The 19,932-nt window shown below is 73.9% G+C and carries 23 protein-coding genes; 12 read left to right on the top strand and 11 right to left on the bottom strand.

All coding sequences use genetic code 11. The features are described 5' to 3' along the window. The first annotated feature begins 70 nt into the window (after positions 1–70). Positions 71–502 carry a PGPGW domain-containing protein gene (locus JOF36_RS13635; RefSeq protein ID WP_210027152.1) on the top strand — a complete coding sequence of 144 codons (432 nt, stop codon included), beginning with the start codon at positions 71–73 and terminating at the stop codon, positions 500–502. Positions 503–519: 17 nt separating this feature from the next. Here the strand turns inward: JOF36_RS13635 and JOF36_RS13630 are convergent, their stop codons facing one another. Then, entirely contained in the window at positions 520–1,881 is a 1,362-nt protein-coding gene (locus tag JOF36_RS13630; protein WP_210035565.1) for an aspartate aminotransferase family protein, read from the bottom strand. 175 nt (positions 1,882–2,056) lie between these two features. Between JOF36_RS13630 and JOF36_RS13625 the strand changes: the two genes are divergently transcribed. The 4 genes from JOF36_RS13625 to JOF36_RS13610 all read left to right on the top strand — a co-directional run bounded on the left by JOF36_RS13625 (position 2,057) and on the right by JOF36_RS13610 (position 4,946). Further along, on the top strand, positions 2,057–3,583 hold the full coding sequence (locus JOF36_RS13625) for a PucR family transcriptional regulator (RefSeq protein ID WP_210027151.1): 1,527 nt from the start codon (positions 2,057–2,059) through the stop codon (positions 3,581–3,583). 40 nt (positions 3,584–3,623) lie between these two features. Further along, on the top strand, positions 3,624–4,157 hold the full coding sequence (locus JOF36_RS13620; RefSeq protein ID WP_210027149.1) for a hypothetical protein: 534 nt from the start codon (positions 3,624–3,626) through the stop codon (positions 4,155–4,157). A 118-nt stretch (positions 4,158–4,275) separates the two neighbouring features. Further along, positions 4,276–4,695 (top strand): ATP-binding protein, encoded by a 420-nt coding sequence (locus tag JOF36_RS13615; RefSeq protein WP_210027147.1) that lies wholly within the window; start codon positions 4,276–4,278, stop codon positions 4,693–4,695. 77 nt (positions 4,696–4,772) lie between these two features. After that, the gene (locus JOF36_RS13610) at positions 4,773–4,946 is read left to right on the top strand and encodes a hypothetical protein (protein WP_210027146.1); all 174 of its coding nucleotides are present in this window, start codon (positions 4,773–4,775) and stop codon (positions 4,944–4,946) included. Between the two features lie 40 nt (positions 4,947–4,986). Here the strand turns inward: JOF36_RS13610 and JOF36_RS13605 are convergent, their stop codons facing one another. From JOF36_RS13605 to JOF36_RS13595, 3 genes are all read right to left on the bottom strand, one after another. After that, positions 4,987–5,628, bottom strand: a complete 642-nt coding sequence (locus tag JOF36_RS13605) for a vitamin K epoxide reductase family protein (protein ID WP_307862367.1) — start codon at positions 5,626–5,628, stop codon at positions 4,987–4,989. Next, positions 5,625–6,275: a DsbA family protein gene (locus JOF36_RS13600; RefSeq protein ID WP_210027145.1), complete on the bottom strand. Its 651-nt coding sequence runs from the start codon at positions 6,273–6,275 to the stop codon at positions 5,625–5,627. Before JOF36_RS13600 ends, JOF36_RS13605 begins: the two co-directional genes overlap by 4 nt. Before the next feature lie 73 nt (positions 6,276–6,348). Beyond that, on the bottom strand, positions 6,349–6,669 hold the full coding sequence (locus JOF36_RS13595) for a hypothetical protein (protein ID WP_210027144.1): 321 nt from the start codon (positions 6,667–6,669) through the stop codon (positions 6,349–6,351). A 192-nt stretch (positions 6,670–6,861) separates the two neighbouring features. Between JOF36_RS13595 and JOF36_RS38915 the strand changes: the two genes are divergently transcribed. Continuing rightward, positions 6,862–7,347 carry a cupin domain-containing protein gene (locus JOF36_RS38915; protein ID WP_210027143.1) on the top strand — a complete coding sequence of 162 codons (486 nt, stop codon included), beginning with the start codon at positions 6,862–6,864 and terminating at the stop codon, positions 7,345–7,347. Between the two features lie 61 nt (positions 7,348–7,408). After that, on the top strand, positions 7,409–8,410 hold the full coding sequence (locus JOF36_RS13585) for a methyltransferase (protein ID WP_210027142.1): 1,002 nt from the start codon (positions 7,409–7,411) through the stop codon (positions 8,408–8,410). Between the two features lie 24 nt (positions 8,411–8,434). On the opposite strand, the gene JOF36_RS13575 is transcribed toward JOF36_RS13585, so the two are convergent. From JOF36_RS13575 to JOF36_RS13565, 3 genes are all read right to left on the bottom strand, one after another. After that, positions 8,435–10,069, bottom strand: coding sequence for a fatty acid desaturase (locus JOF36_RS13575; protein ID WP_307862366.1), 1,635 nt, complete (start codon positions 10,067–10,069; stop codon positions 8,435–8,437). A 131-nt stretch (positions 10,070–10,200) separates the two neighbouring features. After that, the gene (locus JOF36_RS13570; RefSeq protein WP_210027141.1) at positions 10,201–10,998 is read right to left on the bottom strand and encodes an ABC transporter permease; all 798 of its coding nucleotides are present in this window, start codon (positions 10,996–10,998) and stop codon (positions 10,201–10,203) included. Beyond that, positions 10,995–11,927 (bottom strand): ABC transporter ATP-binding protein, encoded by a 933-nt coding sequence (locus tag JOF36_RS13565; protein ID WP_210027139.1) that lies wholly within the window; start codon positions 11,925–11,927, stop codon positions 10,995–10,997. The genes JOF36_RS13570 and JOF36_RS13565 overlap by 4 nt, the downstream gene beginning before the upstream one ends. A 112-nt stretch (positions 11,928–12,039) precedes the next feature. Here JOF36_RS13565 and JOF36_RS13560 point away from each other — a divergent pair, with 112 nt between their 5' ends. The 5 genes from JOF36_RS13560 (at position 12,040) to JOF36_RS13540 (ending at position 15,829) form a co-directional block, all read left to right on the top strand. Next, positions 12,040–13,164, top strand: coding sequence for a sensor histidine kinase (locus tag JOF36_RS13560; RefSeq protein WP_210027137.1), 1,125 nt, complete (start codon positions 12,040–12,042; stop codon positions 13,162–13,164). Further along, on the top strand, positions 13,161–13,880 hold the full coding sequence (locus JOF36_RS13555) for a response regulator (protein WP_210027135.1): 720 nt from the start codon (positions 13,161–13,163) through the stop codon (positions 13,878–13,880). Before JOF36_RS13560 ends, JOF36_RS13555 begins: the two co-directional genes overlap by 4 nt. Positions 13,881–14,005: 125 nt before the next feature. Further along, the gene (locus JOF36_RS13550; protein WP_210027133.1) at positions 14,006–14,206 is read left to right on the top strand and encodes a hypothetical protein; all 201 of its coding nucleotides are present in this window, start codon (positions 14,006–14,008) and stop codon (positions 14,204–14,206) included. 49 nt (positions 14,207–14,255) lie between these two features. Continuing rightward, the gene (locus JOF36_RS13545) at positions 14,256–14,462 is read left to right on the top strand and encodes a hypothetical protein (RefSeq protein ID WP_210027131.1); all 207 of its coding nucleotides are present in this window, start codon (positions 14,256–14,258) and stop codon (positions 14,460–14,462) included. 65 nt (positions 14,463–14,527) lie between these two features. Further along, positions 14,528–15,829 (top strand): cytochrome P450, encoded by a 1,302-nt coding sequence (locus JOF36_RS13540; protein WP_210027129.1) that lies wholly within the window; start codon positions 14,528–14,530, stop codon positions 15,827–15,829. Between the two features lie 21 nt (positions 15,830–15,850). On the opposite strand, the gene JOF36_RS13535 is transcribed toward JOF36_RS13540, so the two are convergent. From JOF36_RS13535 to JOF36_RS13520, 4 genes are read right to left on the bottom strand one after another with little or no spacing between them, the layout of a single operon-like run. After that, on the bottom strand, positions 15,851–17,116 hold the full coding sequence (locus JOF36_RS13535; protein WP_210027128.1) for a nucleotide disphospho-sugar-binding domain-containing protein: 1,266 nt from the start codon (positions 17,114–17,116) through the stop codon (positions 15,851–15,853). 11 nt (positions 17,117–17,127) lie between these two features. Beyond that, complete coding sequence (locus JOF36_RS13530; RefSeq protein ID WP_210027127.1) at positions 17,128–17,694, bottom strand: hypothetical protein; 567 nt, start codon at positions 17,692–17,694, stop codon at positions 17,128–17,130. Continuing rightward, positions 17,691–19,202, bottom strand: a complete 1,512-nt coding sequence (locus JOF36_RS13525; RefSeq protein WP_210027126.1) for an MFS transporter — start codon at positions 19,200–19,202, stop codon at positions 17,691–17,693. The genes JOF36_RS13530 and JOF36_RS13525 overlap by 4 nt, the downstream gene beginning before the upstream one ends. Positions 19,203–19,250: 48 nt before the next feature. After that, positions 19,251–19,892: a TetR/AcrR family transcriptional regulator gene (locus JOF36_RS13520; RefSeq protein ID WP_210027125.1), complete on the bottom strand. Its 642-nt coding sequence runs from the start codon at positions 19,890–19,892 to the stop codon at positions 19,251–19,253. Between the last annotated feature and the right edge of the window lie 40 nt (positions 19,893–19,932).

Below are 19,932 nucleotides of genomic sequence, written 5' to 3'. Positions count from 1 at the left end.
ACGTAGTTACCGGCGGGTTGGGGAACAACTGACGGGCGTACCACCGGGCGTGGCGGGTATGCCGGGGACCATGCGCCGTTCGCCCACCCGCCGGCCCGGCCCGTCCGTGGTGCGCGTGGTCACCGCACTCGTGGGGGGTCTGCTCCTGCTCGCCGGGGTCGCGCTGCTGGTGCTGCCCGGGCCGGGGATGCTGCTGGTGCTGGCCGGTGTGCTGGTGCTCGCCAAGCAGTTCCCGATCGCCGACCGCTATCTGGGACTGGTCCGCCGGTACGCGGCGGACGCCGCCGAGCAGAGCGTGGCCACCCGGGCGCGGATCATGCTCTCCGTGCTCACCGGCGTGGTGTCGATCGTCGCGGGCATCGTCTGGTGGGTCGTGCCGAGCCTGCCGTTCGGCGGCGCGGCCACGGGAGCGGGACTGATCCTCTCCGGCGTGCTGCTGCTGGTGCTGCTCGCCTACAGCTACCGGCGGCGCGGCCGGCCCCGGCCGTCGCGGGTCCGCTGACCGCGCCGTCCCGCCGGTCAGACCAGCGCCCAGGCCTCGGTGAATGTGTGGCGCAGGATCTGTTCCATCTCGTCGAACTCGGCCTGCCCGGCGATCAGCGGCGGCGCCAGCTGCACGACGACGTCGCCCCGGTCGTCGGGCCGGCAGTAGAGCCCGTTGTCCAGCAGCGCCCGCGGCAGGAAGCCCTTGACCAGCCGCTCCCGCTCCGCCGCGTCGAACGTCTCGCGGGTCGCCTTGTCCTTCACCAGCTCGATCGCCCAGAAGTAGCCGTCGCCGCGGACGTCGCCGACGATCGGCAGGTCCTCGAGCTTGCGCAGGGTCGCCTCGAACGCCGCGGCGTTGCCGAGGACCCGGCCGTAGAGGTCCTCGCGCTCCATCAGGTCGAGGTTCGCCAGCGCGACGGCGGCCGAGACCGGGTGCCCGCCCCAGGTGTAGCCGTGCGGGAACGTGACACCCGGCTCCAGGAACGGCTCGATCACCCGGTCCGAGGTGATCATCGCGCCGAGCGGGCCGTAGCCCGACGTCATGCCCTTGGCGCAGGTGACGATGTCCGGGGTGAAGCCGAACCTGCTGCAGGCGAACGGATGCCCGTGGCGGCCGAACGCGTTGATCACCTCGTCGGAGACCAGCAGCACGTCGTGCCGGTCGCAGATCTCGCGGACCCGGGCGAAGTACGACGGCGGCGCGGTCAGGCAGCCACCCGAGTTCTGCACCGGCTCCAGCACCACGGCGGCGACGGTGTCGGCGCCCTCGAAGCCGATCGCCTCCTCGATCCGGTCGGCGGCCCAGCGGCCGAGCGCCTCGGCGTCGCCGTCGAACTCGGGGTGGCGGTACAGGTTGGTGTTCGGCACCCGGAACCCGCCGGGGGCCAGCGGCTCGAAGTCCTTCTTCATCGCCGGCAGCCCGGTGATCGCCATGGCCCCGTGGGTGGTGCCGTGGTAGGCGGTGGCCCGGCTGATCACCTTGTGCTTGGTGGGCTTGCCGCGCAGCGAGAAGTACTGCTTGGCGACCTTCCACGCGCTCTCGACGGCCTCGCCGCCGCCGGAGGTGAAGAAGACCCGGTTCAGGTCGCCCGGGGCCAGGTGCGCGAGCCGCTCGGCGAGTTCGGCGGCCGGCGGCGTGGTGTAGCCCCAGACCGGGAAGTACGCCAGCTCCGACGCCTGCCGGGCGGCGGCCTCGGCGAGCTCGCGACGGCCGTGCCCGGCCTGCACGACGAACAGCCCGGCCAGCCCGTCGAGGATCCGCCTGCCCCGGTCGTCCCACAGGTGCACGCCCTCGCCCTTGGTGATCACGGGGACCGGGTCGGCGCCGTCGCGGCCGTGCATGCGGGCGAAGTGCATCCAGAGGTGTCTGCCCGCCGACGCGGCCGCCGGGGACATCGCGGGAGCGTCGGGCGTCGCACCGGCCTCGCGGGCGGTGGCGTCGTCGAGTGCGGTCATGGCTGGCTCCTTGTCCGGCGGGCGGCACGCGACTCCTGATCGTCGACGGTCCACGGGGCTCGTGCGGGATACGATCCGTATCGTCCGGGCCGTCACACCGAGCGGAGTGCAACCGGTGTATCCGACGATCGCGGAGGTCTTGGCGCGGCCGGAGGTCCGTTGCGGGGCGCCGGTCGTGCGGGCCGGACGCGACGCGCTCGACGCCGAGGTCCGCTGGGTGCACGTCAGTGAGCTCGCCGATCCGGCCGGGACGCTGCCGGAGGGCGTGCTGGTCCTGTCGGTCGGGCTCCCCGCCGCCGACCCCACCACCGATCCCGCGCGCTACGTCGACGCCGTACGTGCCGCGGGCGCGGTCGGGCTGGTCGTCGAGATCGGCCAGCACCTCACCGCGCTGCCCGGGGCGCTCGTGCAGGCCGCGCGGGCCGCCGGGTTCCCGCTGGTCGAGCTGCGCCGGACGGTGCGCTTCGCCGACATCGTGGCCGGTGTACTGGCCCGGATCCTGACGGCGCGCCACGACCGGGCGGCGTTCGCCGAGCACGCCGGGACAGTGTTCCGGACCCTGACCCTGCACGGGGCGGCGCCGGGCCGGGTCGTCGACGAGGCCGCCGCGCTCCTCGGCGCGCCGGTGGTGGCCGAGGACCTCGCACACCGGGTGCTGCTGAGCGCGGGGGCGCCGGACCTGCGGGACTGGCGGGCACGGTCCCGGCTGGCCGGGCCGGCCGGCCCGGAGGGCTGGGAGGTGGCCCCGCTCGGACGGCCCGGTACCCGGTGGGGGCGGCTGGTCGTGCCGTCGCGGCCCGCGCCGGACACCGCCGACCGGGTCGCCACCGTCCTCGGGCACGCCGCCGACGCGCTGTCGCTGCTCGGGCCGGATCCCGGGGCGCTGCTCCGGGCGGCACACGACCGGCTGGTGGGTGAGCTCGCGGCGGCGACACCGGTGGACGTCGAGGGGCTGGCGGTCCGCGCTCGGGCGTGCGGCGTGCCGGTCACCGGGGAGGTCGAGGTCGTGCTGCTCGCCGGGCCGGCACCGGCGGAGCTGCGGTCGCTCGTCGAGACGACGCTGCCGGACGCGGCGCCCGGCGCGCTGGTCGCGACGCTGCCCGGCTCCGGGGGCGCCGACGACGAGCAGGTGCCCGCGGTCGCCGTCCTCGTCCCGGCGGGTTCACCCGGCGACCGTCTGGCCGCCCGGGTCGCCGCGGCGGGTCCGGTCGTCGCGACCGTCGCCGGGCCCGGCCCGTTCGAGACGCTCCCCGAGCTGCTCCGGGAGGCCCGGCTCGTCGCCGCAGCCCGGCAGCCTGGCCCGCAGGCCCCCGTGCCGCCGGGCGGGCCGCACCGGCGTTCCGGGCTCGGCGTGCGCGGGCTCGCCTGGCAGTTGCGCGACGACCCGCGGCTGCTCGGCTTCGTGGAGGAGACGCTCGGCCCGGTCCTGGCGCTCGACGCCCCGGAACGCGCCCGGGCCCTGCACGGCCTGCACGCGCTCGTCGACGCGGGCGGGGTCGTCGCCGACGTCGCCCGCCGGATCGGGACCGGACGACCCGCCGCGTACGCCCGCATCCGCACGCTGTCCGCGCTGCTCGGCGCCGACCTGGCCGACCCCGAGGTGCGCACCGCGGTGCACCTCGCGTTGCTGGCGTTGCGCTGACGACCCGTAACGCGACGTCGATCGGGTGCGAGCCCGCCGCATGGATCTGCGCCGGGTCTCCGGGTACGTGGCGCTCGGGCTGCTGGCCCTCTACCTGCTGTGGGCGCTGTCGCGGACCGCACCCCAGCTGCGCAAGGGCAACCGGGACCGGCGGGTCCGCACTCAGCTCATGCTGATCAGGGTGGCCGCGGTGGCGCTCGCCGCGCTGTTCGTCGCGACGGTGCACTTCTGGGCCACCGCCTGGTGGCAGGTGGCCCTCGCCGTGCCGGTCGCGCTGGTGGTGGCGATGCTGCTGCGCCGGGCGCACCGGCGGTTGACCGGCCCGCCCCGTCACCGGGCCCCGCTCGCCCAGCGGGTACGGCGGACCGGGCACTTCCAGATCATCCGCGAGGCCGGGGATCCCGCTCCGCACCGGCACGCGGCCGGCGACACCCCGACCGGCACCGTGCCGTTCGTCGTACCCGGCGCGGACACCGCCGCTCCCCCGGCGCCGGCGGATCCCCGCCCGTCCGCCGCTCCCGGCGACGCCACCCCCGGAGGCCCCGACGACCCGGACCTGCCGAGTACCCGGTGACCCCGGCCCCGGCCGCACGCCCTCGATGGCGGTCGGAGGTGTGCGTTTCGGCCACACGGGGTAACCGGTCGTGGTCCGACCACGGTGCCGGCCGTGGGACAGGGAAGGGAGGGCGAGGATGCCCGATCGATCATGGGCGCTGCACCTGCCGGCCCGGCACACGTCGTGCCGGCGCGCCCGGCTCGCGCTGCAACGCTTCCTGACCGCACTGGTGCCGGAGCCGGTGGCCCAGGATGCCCTGCTGGTGCTGCACGAGCTGGTCGCGAACGGCGTGGACCACGCCCGCACGCCGATGCGGCTCACCGCCGACGTGCACGACGGCGCGGTTCGCGTGGCCGTGCGGGACGGGTCGGCGACACCCGGACGCGAGCAACCACTCGACCCCTCGGCGGCCCGGGGCCGCGGCCTGCAGATCGTCTCGGCCGTGTCGCGGCGCTGGGGCGTGCGCCGGCACGCCGCGGGCAAGACGACCTGGGCCGAGATCGGCCCGCCGACGGCCGCGCCCCGGCCGGAGTTCCACCCGGTCGGCGCCGTCTGACAGCCGGAGCCACCCGTGGTGCATACCGGCCGTGGCCGGTGGGTATGCCCGGCCCGGACCCGACGGAAGGACCGATCATGCGCCCCGACAGCCCGGTCTCCGAGACCGACCCGGCCGACGCCCTCGACCAGCTGCGCGACACCGAGACCGAGCCGGCCGACGGTGCCCCGCAGGCGGTCGCGCTGGAGGCGGACCCGGCCGATGTCGCCGACCAGCGTCGCGACGCACCCCAGGACGACGAGGGCTACTGAGCGGCCGGGGCCGACCGGCGCCCCGGCCGGCCCCGGAGCCTCAGATCAGGCTCGACCAGTAGGTCCAGAACCGGTGCAGCGACAGCCCGATGACCACGATGAACCACAGGACCATCGGCACCGCGTGGTACTGCCGCAGCCCGTCGTAGAGTCCGCGGGCCTTTCCGCTGCGGTCCAGCGTCGCCAGCGCGGTGTACCAGAAGATCGGGATCGTCACGGCCCAGACGACCATGCAGTACGGGCACAACGCCCCGATCCGGTACAGGCTCTGGAAGATCAGGTAGTGCACGAACACCACGCCGGCCCCGGCGCCCACGGTCAGCCCGGTCCACCACCACGTCGGGAGGCGGATCCCGCCGAGCAGCGCGACCCCGGTCGTGACGACCACGGCGTACGCGCCGATGCCGAGCAAAGGGTTGGGGAACCCGAAGAACGCGGCCTGCTCGGTCGTCATCACCGACCCGCAGGACAGCACCGGGTTGAGGCTGCACGAGGGCGTGTAGTTCGGGTCCAGCAGCAGGGCGATCCGCTCGACCGTCAGCGTGAACGCGGCCAGCAGGCCGAGCGCTCCACCGAGCATCAGCAGCCACGGCAGGAACCGGGGCAGTGGGCCCGGGACGGTCGCGGGCCCACGGTCGTCGGAGATCCGGTCGAACTCCTCGGTCGCCGCGGCCGCGGTCACTGCCCGACCGCCGCGTCGAGGGCGTCGGTGATGTCCTGCACCGATTCCACCTCCACCTTCTCGCCGTTCACGAAGATCGCCGGGGTGCCCTGGACCCCGGCCTGCTCGCCGGCCGTCCGGTCGGCCAGCACCTTCTCCAGGGTCGCCGGGTCGGCGACGGCCGCGTCATAGGCGGCCATGTCCAGGCCGAGTTCCTCAGCGTAACCGCGGAAGATGCCGGCGGCGTCCGGCTGCTCGGCCCACGTCTGCTGGGTCTGGAAGAGCCGCTCGTACATCGGGACGAACCGGCCCTGCTGGTGCGCCGCCTCGGCCGCGACCGCGGCCGGTTCGGCGTTGCGGTGCGACGGCAGCGGGAAGTCACGGATGACGAACTCCACGCGGTCGCCGTACTGCTGCGCGAGCTGGCTCATGGCCGGCTGCAGCACCGCACAGCCGGGGCACTGGTAGTCGAGGAACTCGACGAGGGTGACCGACGCGTTCGGGGCCTCGTTGAGCCGCGGCGCGTCGGGCGGGGCGAGGGCCCCGGCGGACGCCGTGCCGCCGGCGCCGGTCTGCGGTGCGTCCGGCCGGGTGGCGAACAACAGGCCTGCCACCACCAGCGCGAACGCGCCGACGACGAACAGGGAGATCTTGACGTTACGGGTCATCGGGAGGTTTCCTCCACGCCAGGTCCGGCTCGGTGCCGGAACACGGGTACGGGACGGGGACGTGTCCTCCCGCTCAGTTCCGGTCCACGCAGAGCTGCTCGACCGGCGACGGCGCGAGCAACGTCCGTTCCGGAGGCGGCGAGCGCGGGGTGTCGGCGTGCCCGGCGGGGACGACGGTCACCGGCGTGATCGGCGCGGCGGCCGGGGCCGACGGGCCGTCGTCACTGCGGCGCGGGAGCTGCTCCGAGTCGCCGGAGTGCAACGTGGCCGGAGGCTCGTACGGGCACTCCACCGCGCCGGAGGGCAGCACATGGTGGGCCGGGGCGGCCGCCGCGGGTCCGGCACACACCAGGAGCGCCAGCAGCAGGAGCAGCAGCGAGGAGAGGACGCGCACGGGCCTCACCTCGTTCCTCTCCGGGAGCCGTGACCACTCGCCGGTACCCGGCGGACGCACTCCGACGCCCGTCGACGATACCGACGTCGCCCGGCGGCCCCGCCGCTCCCCCGCCGTCCGGCACCGGCCCCTGCGGGACCGACCGGCCGTCGCGGCGCGACGCCCGGTCACCGGGGCACTACCGTCGGTGGCGTGAGCTTCCCCGAACCGTCCGCCGTGTGGCGCCCGAGCGCCGGCACCGAGCGGGCCGTCACCTCCCCGGCCGGATCGTGGACCCGGTTCGCCGCGCCCGGCGACGCCGTCGGCGGCGGCTTCGGGCTGTTCGAGTCGTGGATCCCGGTCGACTCCCCCGGTGCGCTGCCGCACTACCACTCCGGGTTCACCGAGAGCTTCTACGTGATCGACGGCCTGCTGCGGATCATGACCGGCACACAGTGGACGGAGGCGGGGCCGGGCGACCTCGTGCACGTCCCGCCGCACGGGGTGCACGCCTTCCGCACCGGCCCCGGCTCCGACGCCCGGTTCCTCATCCTGTTCGTGCCCGGCGCCCCGCGCGAGCGCTACTTCCGCGGGCTCGCCGAGTTCGCCGCCCGGACCGCCCCGCCGACGCCGGAGGAGGTCGACGCGTTCGCGCTGACCTGCGACCAGGTCAACCTCCGGGACCACCCCGGCTTCTGAGCGAGCACGACTGTGACCGGGGACACTCGCACCGACCGGTCCCGCGCCGTGAGGAGCCCCTATGGACACCGCCGCCACCCGCCTGATCGGGATGGTCCAGGCCCACTGGATCACCGACGCACTGTGCGCGACCGCCGAGCTGGGCGTCATGGACGTGCTGGCCCGCGGGCCGGCCGGCACCGATGAGCTCGCCGCCGAGACCGGCGCCCATCCGCCGACACTGGACCGGCTGCTGCGCGCCCTGGCCACGCTCGGCCTGTGCACTCACGGGCCCACGGGCTGGGCGAGCACCGAGCTGGGTGCGGCGCTGCGGCGCGACGCTCCCGGCGGGGCACACGCCCGCGCCCTGCTCACCTCCCGGCTGTGGCGACCGCTGTGGGACGACCTGACCGAGTCGGTCCAGACCGGCGAGCAGGCCTGCAGGCGGGTCACCGGGCGCCCGATCTTCGACCATCTCGCCCGGCGCCCGGAGCTGGGTGCGCTCTACGACGTCACCCAGCGTGGACTGGTCGACGAGGCCGGCGCCGCCTTCGTCGCCGCCTACGACGTCCCGGACGGCAGCACGGTCGTCGACGTCGGCGGCGGGACCGGGGCGCTGCTGCGGCACGTGCTCGCCGCCCGGCCCGCCTGCCGGGGGATCCTGCTCGACCTGCCGCACGTCGCGCAGCGGGCGCACGACGAGCTCGTCGCGGCCGGCGTCGGGAACCGGTGCGACGTGATGCTGGGCGACTTCTTCGAGGCCGTGCCCGGTGGCGCGGACGTCTACCTGCTGTCGTTCGTCCTGCACGACTGGACCGACGACGAGTGCCTGGTGCTGCTGGACCGGGTGCGTACCGCGGCCCCGCCGCAGGCCCGGGTACTGGTGCTCGAACAGGTGCTGCCCGACGACACCCCCGGCGAACCCGGCCCGGCGCTCTACGACCTGCACATGCTGGTCGGCACCGGCGGGCGCGAGCGCACCGCCGCCGAGTACACCGGCCTGCTGAACGACACCGGCTTCCGGGTCGAGGCAATCATCCCCACCACAGGCCCCCGCAGCGTCATAGACGCCCGCCCACGCTGATCGGTCCTGTCGCCTCGCCGAATGTCACGCAGATGCTCGCCCCGCCGCACCTGCGTGACATTCGGTGTCGCCGTCGAGGGCGACGAAGTCGACCTTGTCGCGGACGCCGCAGTCGGGGCAGGTCCAGTCGTCGGGGATGTCCGACCAGGCGGTGCCGGCCGGGAAGCCCTCGGCCTCGTTGCCTGCGGCTACCTCGTAGGTGTAGCCGCAGCCGGGGCAGCGGGCGGCAGTGCAGAGGCTCGTTCCGCTGTCGCTGCCCTTGGTGCAGAGGCTCGTTGCGCTGTCGCTGCTCTCGGTGCAGAGGCTCGTTGCGCTGTCGCTGCTCTCGGTGCAGAGGCTCGTTCCGCTGTCGCTGCTCTCGGTGCAGAGGCTCGTTCCGCTGTCGCTGCCCTCGGTGCAGAGGCTCGTTCCGCTGTCGCTGCTCTCGGTCCGGGGCGTGCTCTCCGTGGCGGACCGCTCGTCCGGGTCCACATCGGAGGCGGGCGGCGGGTACGCGGCGAGCAGCTTCTCCCGCGCTGCCGGATGCAGGTTGGCCCGCCGCAGGTCACCGTCGTAGTGCGCGACCACCCGCGGGTCCATCAGCGCCCGGAACACCGGAGGGACCAGCGCTGCCACCATCATCCCGGCGTAGCCGGTGGGCAGCACCGGGGCCTCCGGGAAGTCGCGCAGCGTCTGGAAGCGCCGGGTCGGGTTCGCGTGGTGGTCGCTGTGCCGCTGCAGGTGGTAGAGCAGCACGTTGGTGGCGATGTTGTTGGAGTTCCACGAGTGCGCCGGGGTGACCCGCTCGTAGCGACGGCGGTCCGGCGGCCCGATCTTCTGCCGCAGCATCCCGTAGTGCTCCATGTAGTTCACCAGCTCCAGCAGCGTGGCCCCGACGACGGCCTGGAGCAGCAGGTACGGCAGCACACCCCAGCCGAACGACGCGATCAGCGCACCCCACAGCACCCCCGACATCAGCCAGGCGTTGAGGACGTCGTTGCCGATCCGGTACGGGTGCCGGTCGCGGCGGGCGTAGCGCTTGCGCTCCAGCCGCCACGCGCTCACCAGCGCGCCGAACACGGTGCGCGGCCAGAAGCGGTAGAAGCTCTCGCCCATCCGGGCCGACGCCGGGTCCTCCGGGGTGGAGACACGGACGTGGTGGCCGCGGTTGTGCTCGACGTAGAAGTGGCCGTAGAAGCTCGGTGCCAGCGCGACCTTGGCGGCCCACCGCTCGACGTCCTCGCGCTTGTGGCCGAGCTCGTGCGCGGTGTTGATCGCGATACCGGCGACGGTGCCGAGGGTGACGGCGAGGCCGATGTCGCCGATCAGCGGCGCCCCGGCCAGGGCGATGTAGCCGATACCGGCGAACAGGCCCGCGTACTGCAGCGGGAGGTAGGCGTAGGTGACCCAGCGGTAGTAGCGGTCCTCCTCCAGGGCGTCGGTCACCTCGTCCGGCGGGTTCGTGGAATCGAGGCCGGCGACCAGGTCGATCAACGGAACGATCACGAGGATGACGACCGGGCCGAGCCACAGCACCGCCGACAGGCCGGTGAGCAGGTGCAGCCCGATGGCGAGGAACGGCAGGATCGGGACGACCAGGCCCAGCAGCCAGGCGTAGCGCTTGCCGTCGTGCCAGGTGTCGCTCCCGTCCACCGGTTGTGACAGGGCGTAGGTCTTCACGGCGATCTCCCTCTCGCGTCGGCTCTGACGGAATCCGGTTGCCGACGCTAGGGCGTTCGGAGCAGTGATCCTTCGGTCCCGGGAACGAAGACGCCCGCCCCGTTCGGTCCGGGAGACCAAGACCCGGGCAGTTACTCCCAGCGGAACCAACGCGCCGCCCCGAGCCCGGAGACGACCGCCGTCACCACGAGCCCGAGCACCGGTGCGAGCTCCGGCGGAACCCCGCGCCACGCCGCGCCCAGCACGTGCACGGTGGCCCCGAACGGCAGCACCCGGCCGATCTCGGCGAGCGGGCCGGGCAGCGCGGACACGTCCCCGAACATCCCGCCCACGGCCCCCGTGCCGAGGAACAGCACCAGGCCCGCCGCGACCGCCGAGTTCGTCGTGGGAGCCAGCGCGGCGACCAGTCCGCCGAGCGCGAAGAACGCCACGGTGGCGAGCAGCAGACCACCCAGCGCGGTCCACGGCGACCACGGCAGCCCCGCCCCGAACGCCACCACCGCGACGACCAGGGCCAGCGCCACCCCGGCCACGACCTGCGCGAACCCGACGACCCCCTGGGCGACGAGCACCGGTGCCGGCCCGGCCGGAGTCACCCCGAGCCTGCGCAGCACCCCGGTGCGGCGGTAGTTGGCCAGGAAGCTCGGCACGTTCACCACGCCGACCATGCCCACGATGGTGGCCGCGGCGAGCGGGATGCCGATCGCCTCCAGCGGGGTGCGGCCGCCGAGCGCCTCGGGCCCGACGCCTGCCGTGGTCAACCCGACCATGACCAGGATCAGCAGCGGGAGCCCCAGCGGGACGATCAGCCCGGAGGTGTCGCGGGCGACCATCCGGGCCTCGGCCCCGACCAGCGCCAGCCAGCCGGCGAGCGGCAGCCCGGAGTGTCCGCCGGCGACCGCCACCGGCCGCTCCGTCCCGGCGCTCATGCCGCGACCTGCTCGTCCAGACCGGTGCCGAGCCGGCGGCCGGTCAGCTCCAGGAACGCGTCGTCGAGGGTGGGCCGCTCCTCGCGCAGCCCGGTCGCGACGACCCCCTGGCGCACCAGCTCCGCCCCGACCGCGCCGACCAGGTCCCCCCGTCCCGCGACGACGACCTCCTCCCCCACCCGGGTCACCCCGTCCACACCGGACAGCGCGAGCAACGCCGGCCGGTCGAACCCGCCCGCCGTCCGGAACCGCACCCGCTCGGTGAGCCCGGCGGCGGCGATCAGCCCGGCCGGGCTCGCGTCGGCGACCAGGTGTCCGTCGTCGAGCAGCAGCACCCGGTCGCAGAGCCGTTCGATCTCGTCCATCCGGTGGCTGACCAGCAGCACCGTGACACCGTCGGTGACCAGGTCGCGGACCAGGCCGAGCACGTCCTCGCGCGATCGCGGGTCCAGCCCGGTGGTGAGCTCGTCGAGGATCACCACCCGCGGCGCACCGACCAGGGCGAGCGCCACCGACAGCCGCTGCTGCTGCCCACCGGAGAGCCGGTCGAACCGGGTGCCCGCCTGCCGCTCGAGCCCGACCGCGACGATCAGCCGCTCCGGGTCGGTGCCCTCGCGGTACATCGCCCGGTACAGCCGGACGAGCTCGGCGACGGTGAGCATGTCGTGCAACGCGGCCTCCTGCAGCTGCACACCCAGCACCGCCCGCAGCGCACGGCGGTCGCGGCGCGGGTCCAGCCCGAGCACCCGGACGGTGCCGCGGTCCGGGCGCCGCAGCCCGGCGACGCACTCGACGGTCGTCGTCTTGCCCGCGCCGTTGGGGCCGAGCACGCCGGTCACCGAGCCCTCGGCGGCGGTGAAGCCGACACCGTCCACCGCCACCCGGTCGCCGTAGCGCTTGTGCAGGTCGTGCACCTCGATCGCGTTCATGGTGTCCACGATGCGACCCGGGACGGGCATCCCACGAGTGCCGGAGGTCGTGATCACCGGCCATGACTTCCGGCACTCGGAACCGGCGCCACTGCCCTCTAACCTGTCCGATATGCGCAGGATCGACCCGAACGTCGTCGCCGGGGCGATCATGACCGCGCTCTGCGTGATCCTCGCCGTGCCGGTCGCGCTGGAACACCTCGCCGACGACGGCGCCCGCACCATCGGCCCGCAGTGGCTGTGGTGGGCGGTCTACGGCGTCTTCCTGACCGCGCTGGTCCTCGGGACCTGGTTGGACGAGTGGGTCGGCCCGACCGCGACCCGCCGGCTGCTCGCGACGCTCATCGTCGCGACCGCGACGTTGGTACTTCTGGCCCCGAACTTCGGCTGGCTGCCGATCCTGCTGGTGTTCACGGCCGCGCTGTCGGTCTACCACGTACCGGTCCGGGTGACGGCGGCGATCGTCGTGTTCAACGTGGTCGTCGTCGCGGCGGCGAGCCTGCTCGCCGGCAGTGCGACCCCGAGCGCCCTCACCGCGGGGGCGATCTACCTGCTGCTGCAGAGCGCGTCGGTGCTGATGATCATCGCGCTGCACCGCGAGGAGGCCTCCCGGATACGGCTCGCCGCGGCGCACGCCGAGCTCGCCGCGGCCGGTGCCGTCCTCGCCGAGACCAGCCGTGCACAGGAACGCCTGCGGATCTCCCGCGAGCTGCACGACGTCGTCGGCCACCAGCTCACCGCGCTCGCGCTGGAGCTCGAGATCGCCACGCACCGGACCGACAACGGCGAGCACGTCGAGCGGGCCCGCGGCATCGCCCGCGACCTGCTCGCCGACGTCCGGTCCACCGTCGGCGAGCTGCGCCGGCGCGCCCCGGACCTGGCGACCACGCTGCACCGGATCACCGAGCAGCTGCCGAGCCCGGCCGTGCACGTGCGGGTCGCCGACGGCGTCGCACCGGACGAGGAGCGCACCGTCGCCGTGGTCCGCTGCGTGCAGGAGATCCTCACCAACGCGATCCGGCACGCCGACGCGGAGAACGTCTGGATCGAGATCGGCCCGGGTCCGGACGGGGAGCTGCGGCTGCACGCCCACGACGACGGCCGCGGCGCCGGGCCGGACCTGGTGGCCGGCAACGGCCTGCGTGGCCTCGTCGAGCGCGCCGCGGCGCTCGGCGGGACCGTCGACTTCGGACCGGCCGGACCGCGCGGCTTCGCCGTGACGGCGGTGCTGCCGTGACGCTGCGGGTGTGCCTGGTCGACGACCAGACCCTGGTCCGGCACGGGATCCGCGGGCTGCTCGAGCTGGCGGGCGACGTCGAGGTGGTCGCCGAGGCGAGCGACGGCGCCGAGGCCGTCGACGCCGTCGTGGCGCACCGTCCGGACGTCGTCCTGCTGGACCTGCGCATGCCCCGCCACGACGGCCTGTGGGCACTGGAGGAACTGCGCGCCCGCGGTATCGACGTCCCGGTACTCGTCCTGACCACGTTCGACGACGACGAGCTCGTGCTGCGGGCCCTGCGCGCCGGCGCCCGCGGCTACCTGCTCAAGGACGTCACGCTGGACCAGCTCGTCGGGGCGGTGCGCACGCTCGCCGACGGCGGGACGCTGATCAGCCCGGCGATCACCGATCGGCTGCTGCGCGCGGTGCGCGACGTGCCGGCCCCACCCGGCGACGACGCCCCGGTCCAGGAGCTCTCCGAGCGCGAGCTGGAAGTGCTGCGGCTGCTCGCCGGTGGCTACGCGAACCGGGAGATCGCGCAGGTGCTCTTCCTGGCCGAGGGCACCGTGAAGAACCACGTGTCGAGCGTGCTGGGAAAGCTCGGCACCCGGGACCGGACCCGCGCGGTACTGCGGGCGTTGCACCACGGGCTGCTCGGCCCGCCGCGCCCGGCGACCCCCACACCGGTACGCGATGTTTGGCCGGCGCGGAAACGGGTACCTCCTCCCGGCTGAGCAAGATCACTGGAGGTCGCCATGGAGGAGTCACGGATGCGCCGTCACCGGCCGGAGTCGCCCGTAGTCTGCCGGTACCGGTCCCTCGCACCTGTGGCCCGGCCGGACCGGCCCGGGAGCCGCCGGTGAAGCCCGACCTCGCCCGCACGGGCGACGCGGTCGCCCGGTTGCTCGACGAGCTCGGTCCCGGCGCCTGCCCGGACACCGTGGCCGCCGTCGTCGCGCAGGCCTGCGACGACCTGCGCGGCAGCCCGACCGGGGCTCTTCCCGAGCTGGTCGAGCGGCTCGCCCGGGTCCGGCTGGCGCCACCGATGGCCGACGCGTGACGACGGCCGGGCCGGTGTGCGGTCCCGGCCGGTGGGGTACCCGTTCGATGTGACAGAGCAGGACGGCAGGAACGGACCCGATCCGGGCCAGGACGCACCGCTCGACCCGGAGTCCGCGGTCGACGAGCTCGAGGAGCGCATCGCGGGCCGTCGCACCGGCACGGACGACTCCGCGGACAGTGACGAGGACGACGACGGCACCACCCCGGTCGAGGGCGACTCCGGCACCGGGGTCAACGAGGAGTCCCCCGGCTGAGTCCCACCCGGCACCCGGCCGTCGACCGGGCAGCGCTATTGCAACGGTCGTTGTACCTTTCTAGAGTGCGACATGTGATCGCGGCGCACGTTCCCGGCGACAGCGGACCTCCGCTGATCGGACACACCCTGCGGATCCGCAGGGACCCGGTCGCGTGGGGACTCGACCGGCTCGACCGCCACGGCCCGGTGTCGTGGTCGCGCGCATGGGGCACGACCGTCGTCAACGTCGTGGGCGCCGACGCGATCGGTGAGGTACTGACCGACCGGGACGGCGCATTCGCCAACGGACCCGGCTGGGGACCGTTCCTCGAACCGTTCTTCACCCGAGGGCTCATGCTCCTCGACGGGGACGAGCACCGCCACCACCGCCGGATCATGACCCAGGCCTTCACCCCGGCCTCGATCGCCGACTACCACGGGCACTCCCGCCGGCTGATCGGCTCGGCGGTCGCGGGATGGCCCGCGGGGACGGTCACGCTGCTACCGAAGATCAAACAGCTGACCCTCGACGTCGCCGCCCGCGCGTTCCTCGGGGCTCGCCTCGGACCGGAGACCGACACCGTCCGGACAGCGTTCATCGACACCCTCCGCGGCAGCGGCACGATCCTGCGCGCCCCGATCCCCGGCTCCCGCTATGCCCGCGGGCTGCGCGGACGCGCCCGGCTCGAGTCGTTCCTGTCCGCCCGCCTGCCCGACGCCCGGCGCCTCGACCGGACGGACCTGTTCGCCACGCTGTGCCGGGCCGTCACCGACGACGGCCACCGGTTCTCACCCCGCGACGTCGTCAACCACATGATCTTCCTGCTGATGGCCGCCCACGACACGACCACCGCCGCGACCGTGGCCACCGCCTACCAGCTGGCCCGTCACCCCCACTGGCAGGAGGCCGCCCGCGCCGAGGCGGACGAGCAGGCGGGCTCGGCCGCACCGGTGGACGTCGACCGGCTGCCCGTGCTGGACCGGATCGTGCGGGAGTCGATGCGCCTGCAGGCACCGGTACCCGTGCTGGTGCGTGCCACGACGTCCGACACCGAGCTGCAGGGCCACACCGTCCCGGCCGGGACGATCTGCTCGGTCGGCATTCACGTCACCCACCACCTGCCCGACCTGTGGGAGCAACCCGAGCGATTCGATCCCGACCGCTTCACCCGGCCCTTGCCGCACCCGTACGCCTGGCGCCCGTTCGGCGGCGGCGCCCACACCTGCCTCGGGATGCGGTTCGCGATGCTGGAGACCAAGTCGATCCTGCACGCGATGCTCCGCTCGTGGCAGTGGCGCACGAGGCCCGGCTACCGGCCGCGCATCGACTACACGACCGTCCCGACCCCCCGCGACGGCCTGCCGCTCGAGATCACGGCACGGTGACCACGGCGCCGGGCCGTCCCCTCACAGGGACTCGAGCTCGTCGACGAGGGGACTCCGGTCGATCTCCGCGCGGATGCTCCGGCCGAGCCGCCGGGCGGCTTCGGCGTAGCAGCGGGTGGAGAGGACCGTGGTCACCGCGGTGGCGATCGTCGACGCCGACGCCGTACGCCGCACCACCAGGCCCGCGCCCCGGGCGGACACACGCACGGCGTTGCCGGGCTGATCGCGGCCGTGCGGGAGCACCACCAGCGGACGGCCCGCCACGAGCGCCTTCAGCACGGTGCCGTGCCCACCGTGGGTGATGACGAGATCAGCACGGTCGATCACCTCGCGGTGCGGTGCCGAGCGGACGATCTCGACGCGGTCACCTCCGCGCAGTTCCCGCGGATCGAGGGCCGGGCCGGTGGTGACGAGCCCGCGCACGTCCAGGCGGGCCAGGGCATCGACGACGTTCTGCACGCAGCGCCGCTGCCCCTGGTCGGTCGAGGACAGGGCCACGAGGACCAACGGCCCACGACCGCCCGGCTCCCGCCACTCGTCGGCGCGCGCCCACACCGGGTCGTCGAGCACCGGCCCCGCGTACCGCACGGAGGACGGCAGCTCTCCCGGGAAGTCGAAGCTCCGGCTGGTGAGCAGGAACTGGCGACGGGCCCGATGCACCTGGTCCCAGAGCACACGCAGTGGTGGGGTCCCGAGCTCCGCCCGCACCTCGTTCAGGCGGGGAAGGGCGAACCGGCCGAGCATCGCGGTACTCGCTCTGCCGACCACACGATCCCGTAACCGTCCGAGCCCCGTACGTGCGGGCTTCCACCCCGTGCCCATCGGGGGCAGACCCGCGGCCGGGATCGGGTAGATGTTCGGAATCAGCACGTCGAAGGACAGCTCCGCGGCGTCGGCGGCCGCCATGGCGCCGAAGGCGACGAACGAGGTGACGACGAGATCGGGGCGCTGCACGGCGGCCACGGAACGCAGGCGGCGGGCCTGCCCGAGAGCCGGGCCGGCGATCATGTGGTCGGCCATCCCGCGTGCCAGGGTCCACGGATCACGCGTCTCCCCGTCGCGGTAGGCCGCGGCCCCGGGAGGGGCGCCGTGGGCTGCGGGCCCCGGCTGCCAGGGCACGAACTCGGCCCCGACGGCCCGGACCGACTGCTCCATCGACGTCTCGGCGAGCACGCGGACGCGATGGCCCCGGTCCACGAGCCGCCGGACCACACCGATCTCGGGCGGGACGGTGCCGCCGCCGTCGGTGAGTGCGAACAGGTAGTGCTGCGGGGCGGATGCCGGCATGGGTGCTCTGCTCACCTCGGGTCGGATGCGGGCGGCGGAACCAGGGTCCGGCCGGGACCGAACGTACGCACGCGGACCTGCTTTCCTCGCATCATGTCGCGAACCGCGGGGGACGGTGCCCCGGTGCGGCTGTCGAGGAAAGCGGCGAGTGCGGCCTCGGTGAGCCATTCCGCGTACTGCAGCAGCGTCGAGCCGTCGGTGGCGATGTGGAAGTTCGAGGAGAGCAGCCCGCGTGGTCGCTCGGTCATGATCACCTCGAGCTGGGCGGCGGCGAGCCGGCGGGCCTGCTCGACACCGTCGGTCCGGACGGACTTGGCCAGGACGACGCCGGGCGGGCCGACGGCGTGACCACCGGCATGGCGGCGGTACATGCGGTACGGCAGGTCCGGGTACGCGGGCTCGACGGTGTCGCGACCCCATTGCGCGTAGTGCAACTCGGTCGTGCCGTCGACGCTCGGCAGCACGCTGTGGGCGAGCAGGCCGTCCATGCCGGATGTCGCACTGTCCCGGCCCGCCGGGTGTTCACCGCAGACGATCAGTGCGACACCGGGGAGCGCGAGGTCGGGGGTCGTCGTCATCGGTTCTCCTCGTGGAGTGCGGTGGTCGGGGTCCGGCGTGTGCCTTCGGGACGTCGACGCCCGAGCAGGACACCGACGGTGAGCGCCGCGGCGAGGCAGGCCGCGCCGATCACACCCGACGCGATCTGCCAGGCCTCGGTGTAGTGCGCCGCCTGCAGCGCGCGGTCGGGCCCGGCGAGGTCGCCGGCGGCGATCCGTGCGGCGGACTCCCCGTCCCCCGAGCGGGCCTGCAGCAGACCGATCACGCCCGTGCCGAACACGGCGATGGTCAGGGTGGAGCCGGTGGTGCGGACGGTGTTGAGCACGCCGGCGGCCATCCCGAGCCGGTCGGCGTCGATGTGGTCCATCGCCTGGCCGTCGGTGGTTCCGACGGCCAGGCCCATCCCGACCCCGAGCGTGGCCAGCGGCCCGAGCAGGCCTGCCGCGCCGATGCCGGGATGCAGTGTGGTCAGCCAGACGTTGCCGGCCGCGATCAGCATCAGGCTCAGCACGATCAGCACCCGCGGGGACACGCCCCACCTGTTCAGCAGCCGCTCGCTGAGCTGGGGCGCGATCAGCACCGGCACCGTCTGCATGAGCATGATCAGCCCGACCGTCCGCGGGGCGAGGTCGTTCACGCCCTGCAGGTAGGTCGGCAGGAACACCATCACGCCGGCCGGCCCCGCGGCGACGAACACGCAGGCGAGGCACCAGGCGCTGAACCTGCGGTCGGCGAACAGGGTGAGGTCCAGTACCGGGTCCGTGCGGCGGCGTTCGACCAGGACGAACACGGCGAGCAGGACCGCGCCCGCGACGACCGTGCCCACAACGGGCGCGCTCGACCAGCCGGCCTCGGAGGCCTGGTTGACACCGAACATCACCAGGGTCAGCGCGGCGACCAGGAGGAGCGCCCCCGGCACATCCACCCGCGGGCGATGCTCCGCCCTGGTCTCGACGATCAGGGTGGAGGCGAGCAGGATGAGCGCGCCGACCACGGCGAACACGCCGAACGTGGCGCGCCAGCCCACCGTGTCGACCAGCAGGCCGGACAGGCTCGGGCCGATGCTGATACCGATGCCCGCCGTGCTGCCCATCGCGGCGAAGGCACGGGTACGCGCGGGCCCGGTGAACGTGGCGCCGAGGATCGCCCCGCCGCCGGCCATCACGCCGGCCGCTCCGACACCGGACACCGTGCGTGCCACGTCCAGCAGCAGGATGTCACCGGCGAACGCGCCGGCCAGCACGCCGGCCGTGTACACCCCCGCCCCGGCCGAGAAGATCTTCCTGCGGCCGACGAGGTCCCCGAGCGATCCGGCCACCAGCATCATCGACGCGGCCGCGAGGAAGTAGCCGACGACCACCCACTGCAGCGCCGCGCCGGACGCGTCCAGGTCGGCCGCGATGTGCGGCAGCGCGACGGTGGTGCCCGACATCAGCATCGGCAGGGTGAGGAACCCGAGCAGCACCGCCACCAGCGTCACCGCGGCCCGTGCCCGCTCCGGACCACCCACCGTCGTCCCGGTCGTCATACCCTGAATGTACAACGCTCATGGCAATAGTTACAACGATCGTTGCACCTAGGCGGTCGAGGGTGCGTGTCCGTGCAGGAAGGTGCGCACGCCTGCCGTCACGCTCGCGGCCAGGTCCTCCTCGGAGGGGTGCTCCCACGGCATCGACGGGTTCTGCACGGAGACCAGCAGCATCAGATGCAACGCCGACCGCTCCGGGTCCTCGGTGTGGATCAGGCCGCGGTCGACCCACTGGCGCAACCGGTCCGCGACCGCCTCGCGGACCCGCAACGGCCCGAGTCGCTGCCAGGCCTCGATCGCCTCGGACGGGATGTGCTCGACCTCGGCGTTGATCTGCCGCACCAGCGCGAAGTGGTCGGCGAAGCCGGTCAACGGACGCGAGCGGGCGACACCGAACTCGAACAGGTCGCCGGGCAGGTCGACGATCTTGCCGAGATGCCGGTCGACGAGCGCGATCTCCGCGTCGGCGACGCCGGCCGCACTGTCCTCGATGACCGCGGCGAACAGCTCGGCCTTGCCCCGGAAGTGGTTGTAGATCGTGCGGGTGGACACGCCCGCCTCGGCGGCGATGGCGTCCATACCGGCCCGTACGTAGCCGTCGCGCGCGAACCGCACCAACGCGCCGGCCAGGATCGCCCGGCGCTTGTCCGCCAGCCCGCCACGCGGTCGCTTCACATCGCCCCTGGTCATGGGCGCCTCCAGACCGATATTGCAGGCACCGTTGTACCCA

Source organism: Pseudonocardia parietis, assembly GCF_017876315.1.
In the GTDB taxonomy this organism is placed as follows: domain Bacteria; phylum Actinomycetota; class Actinomycetes; order Mycobacteriales; family Pseudonocardiaceae; genus Pseudonocardia; species Pseudonocardia parietis.
Note: the sequence above shows the minus strand (reverse complement) of the source record. Positions and strands in the feature narration are given on the sequence as shown.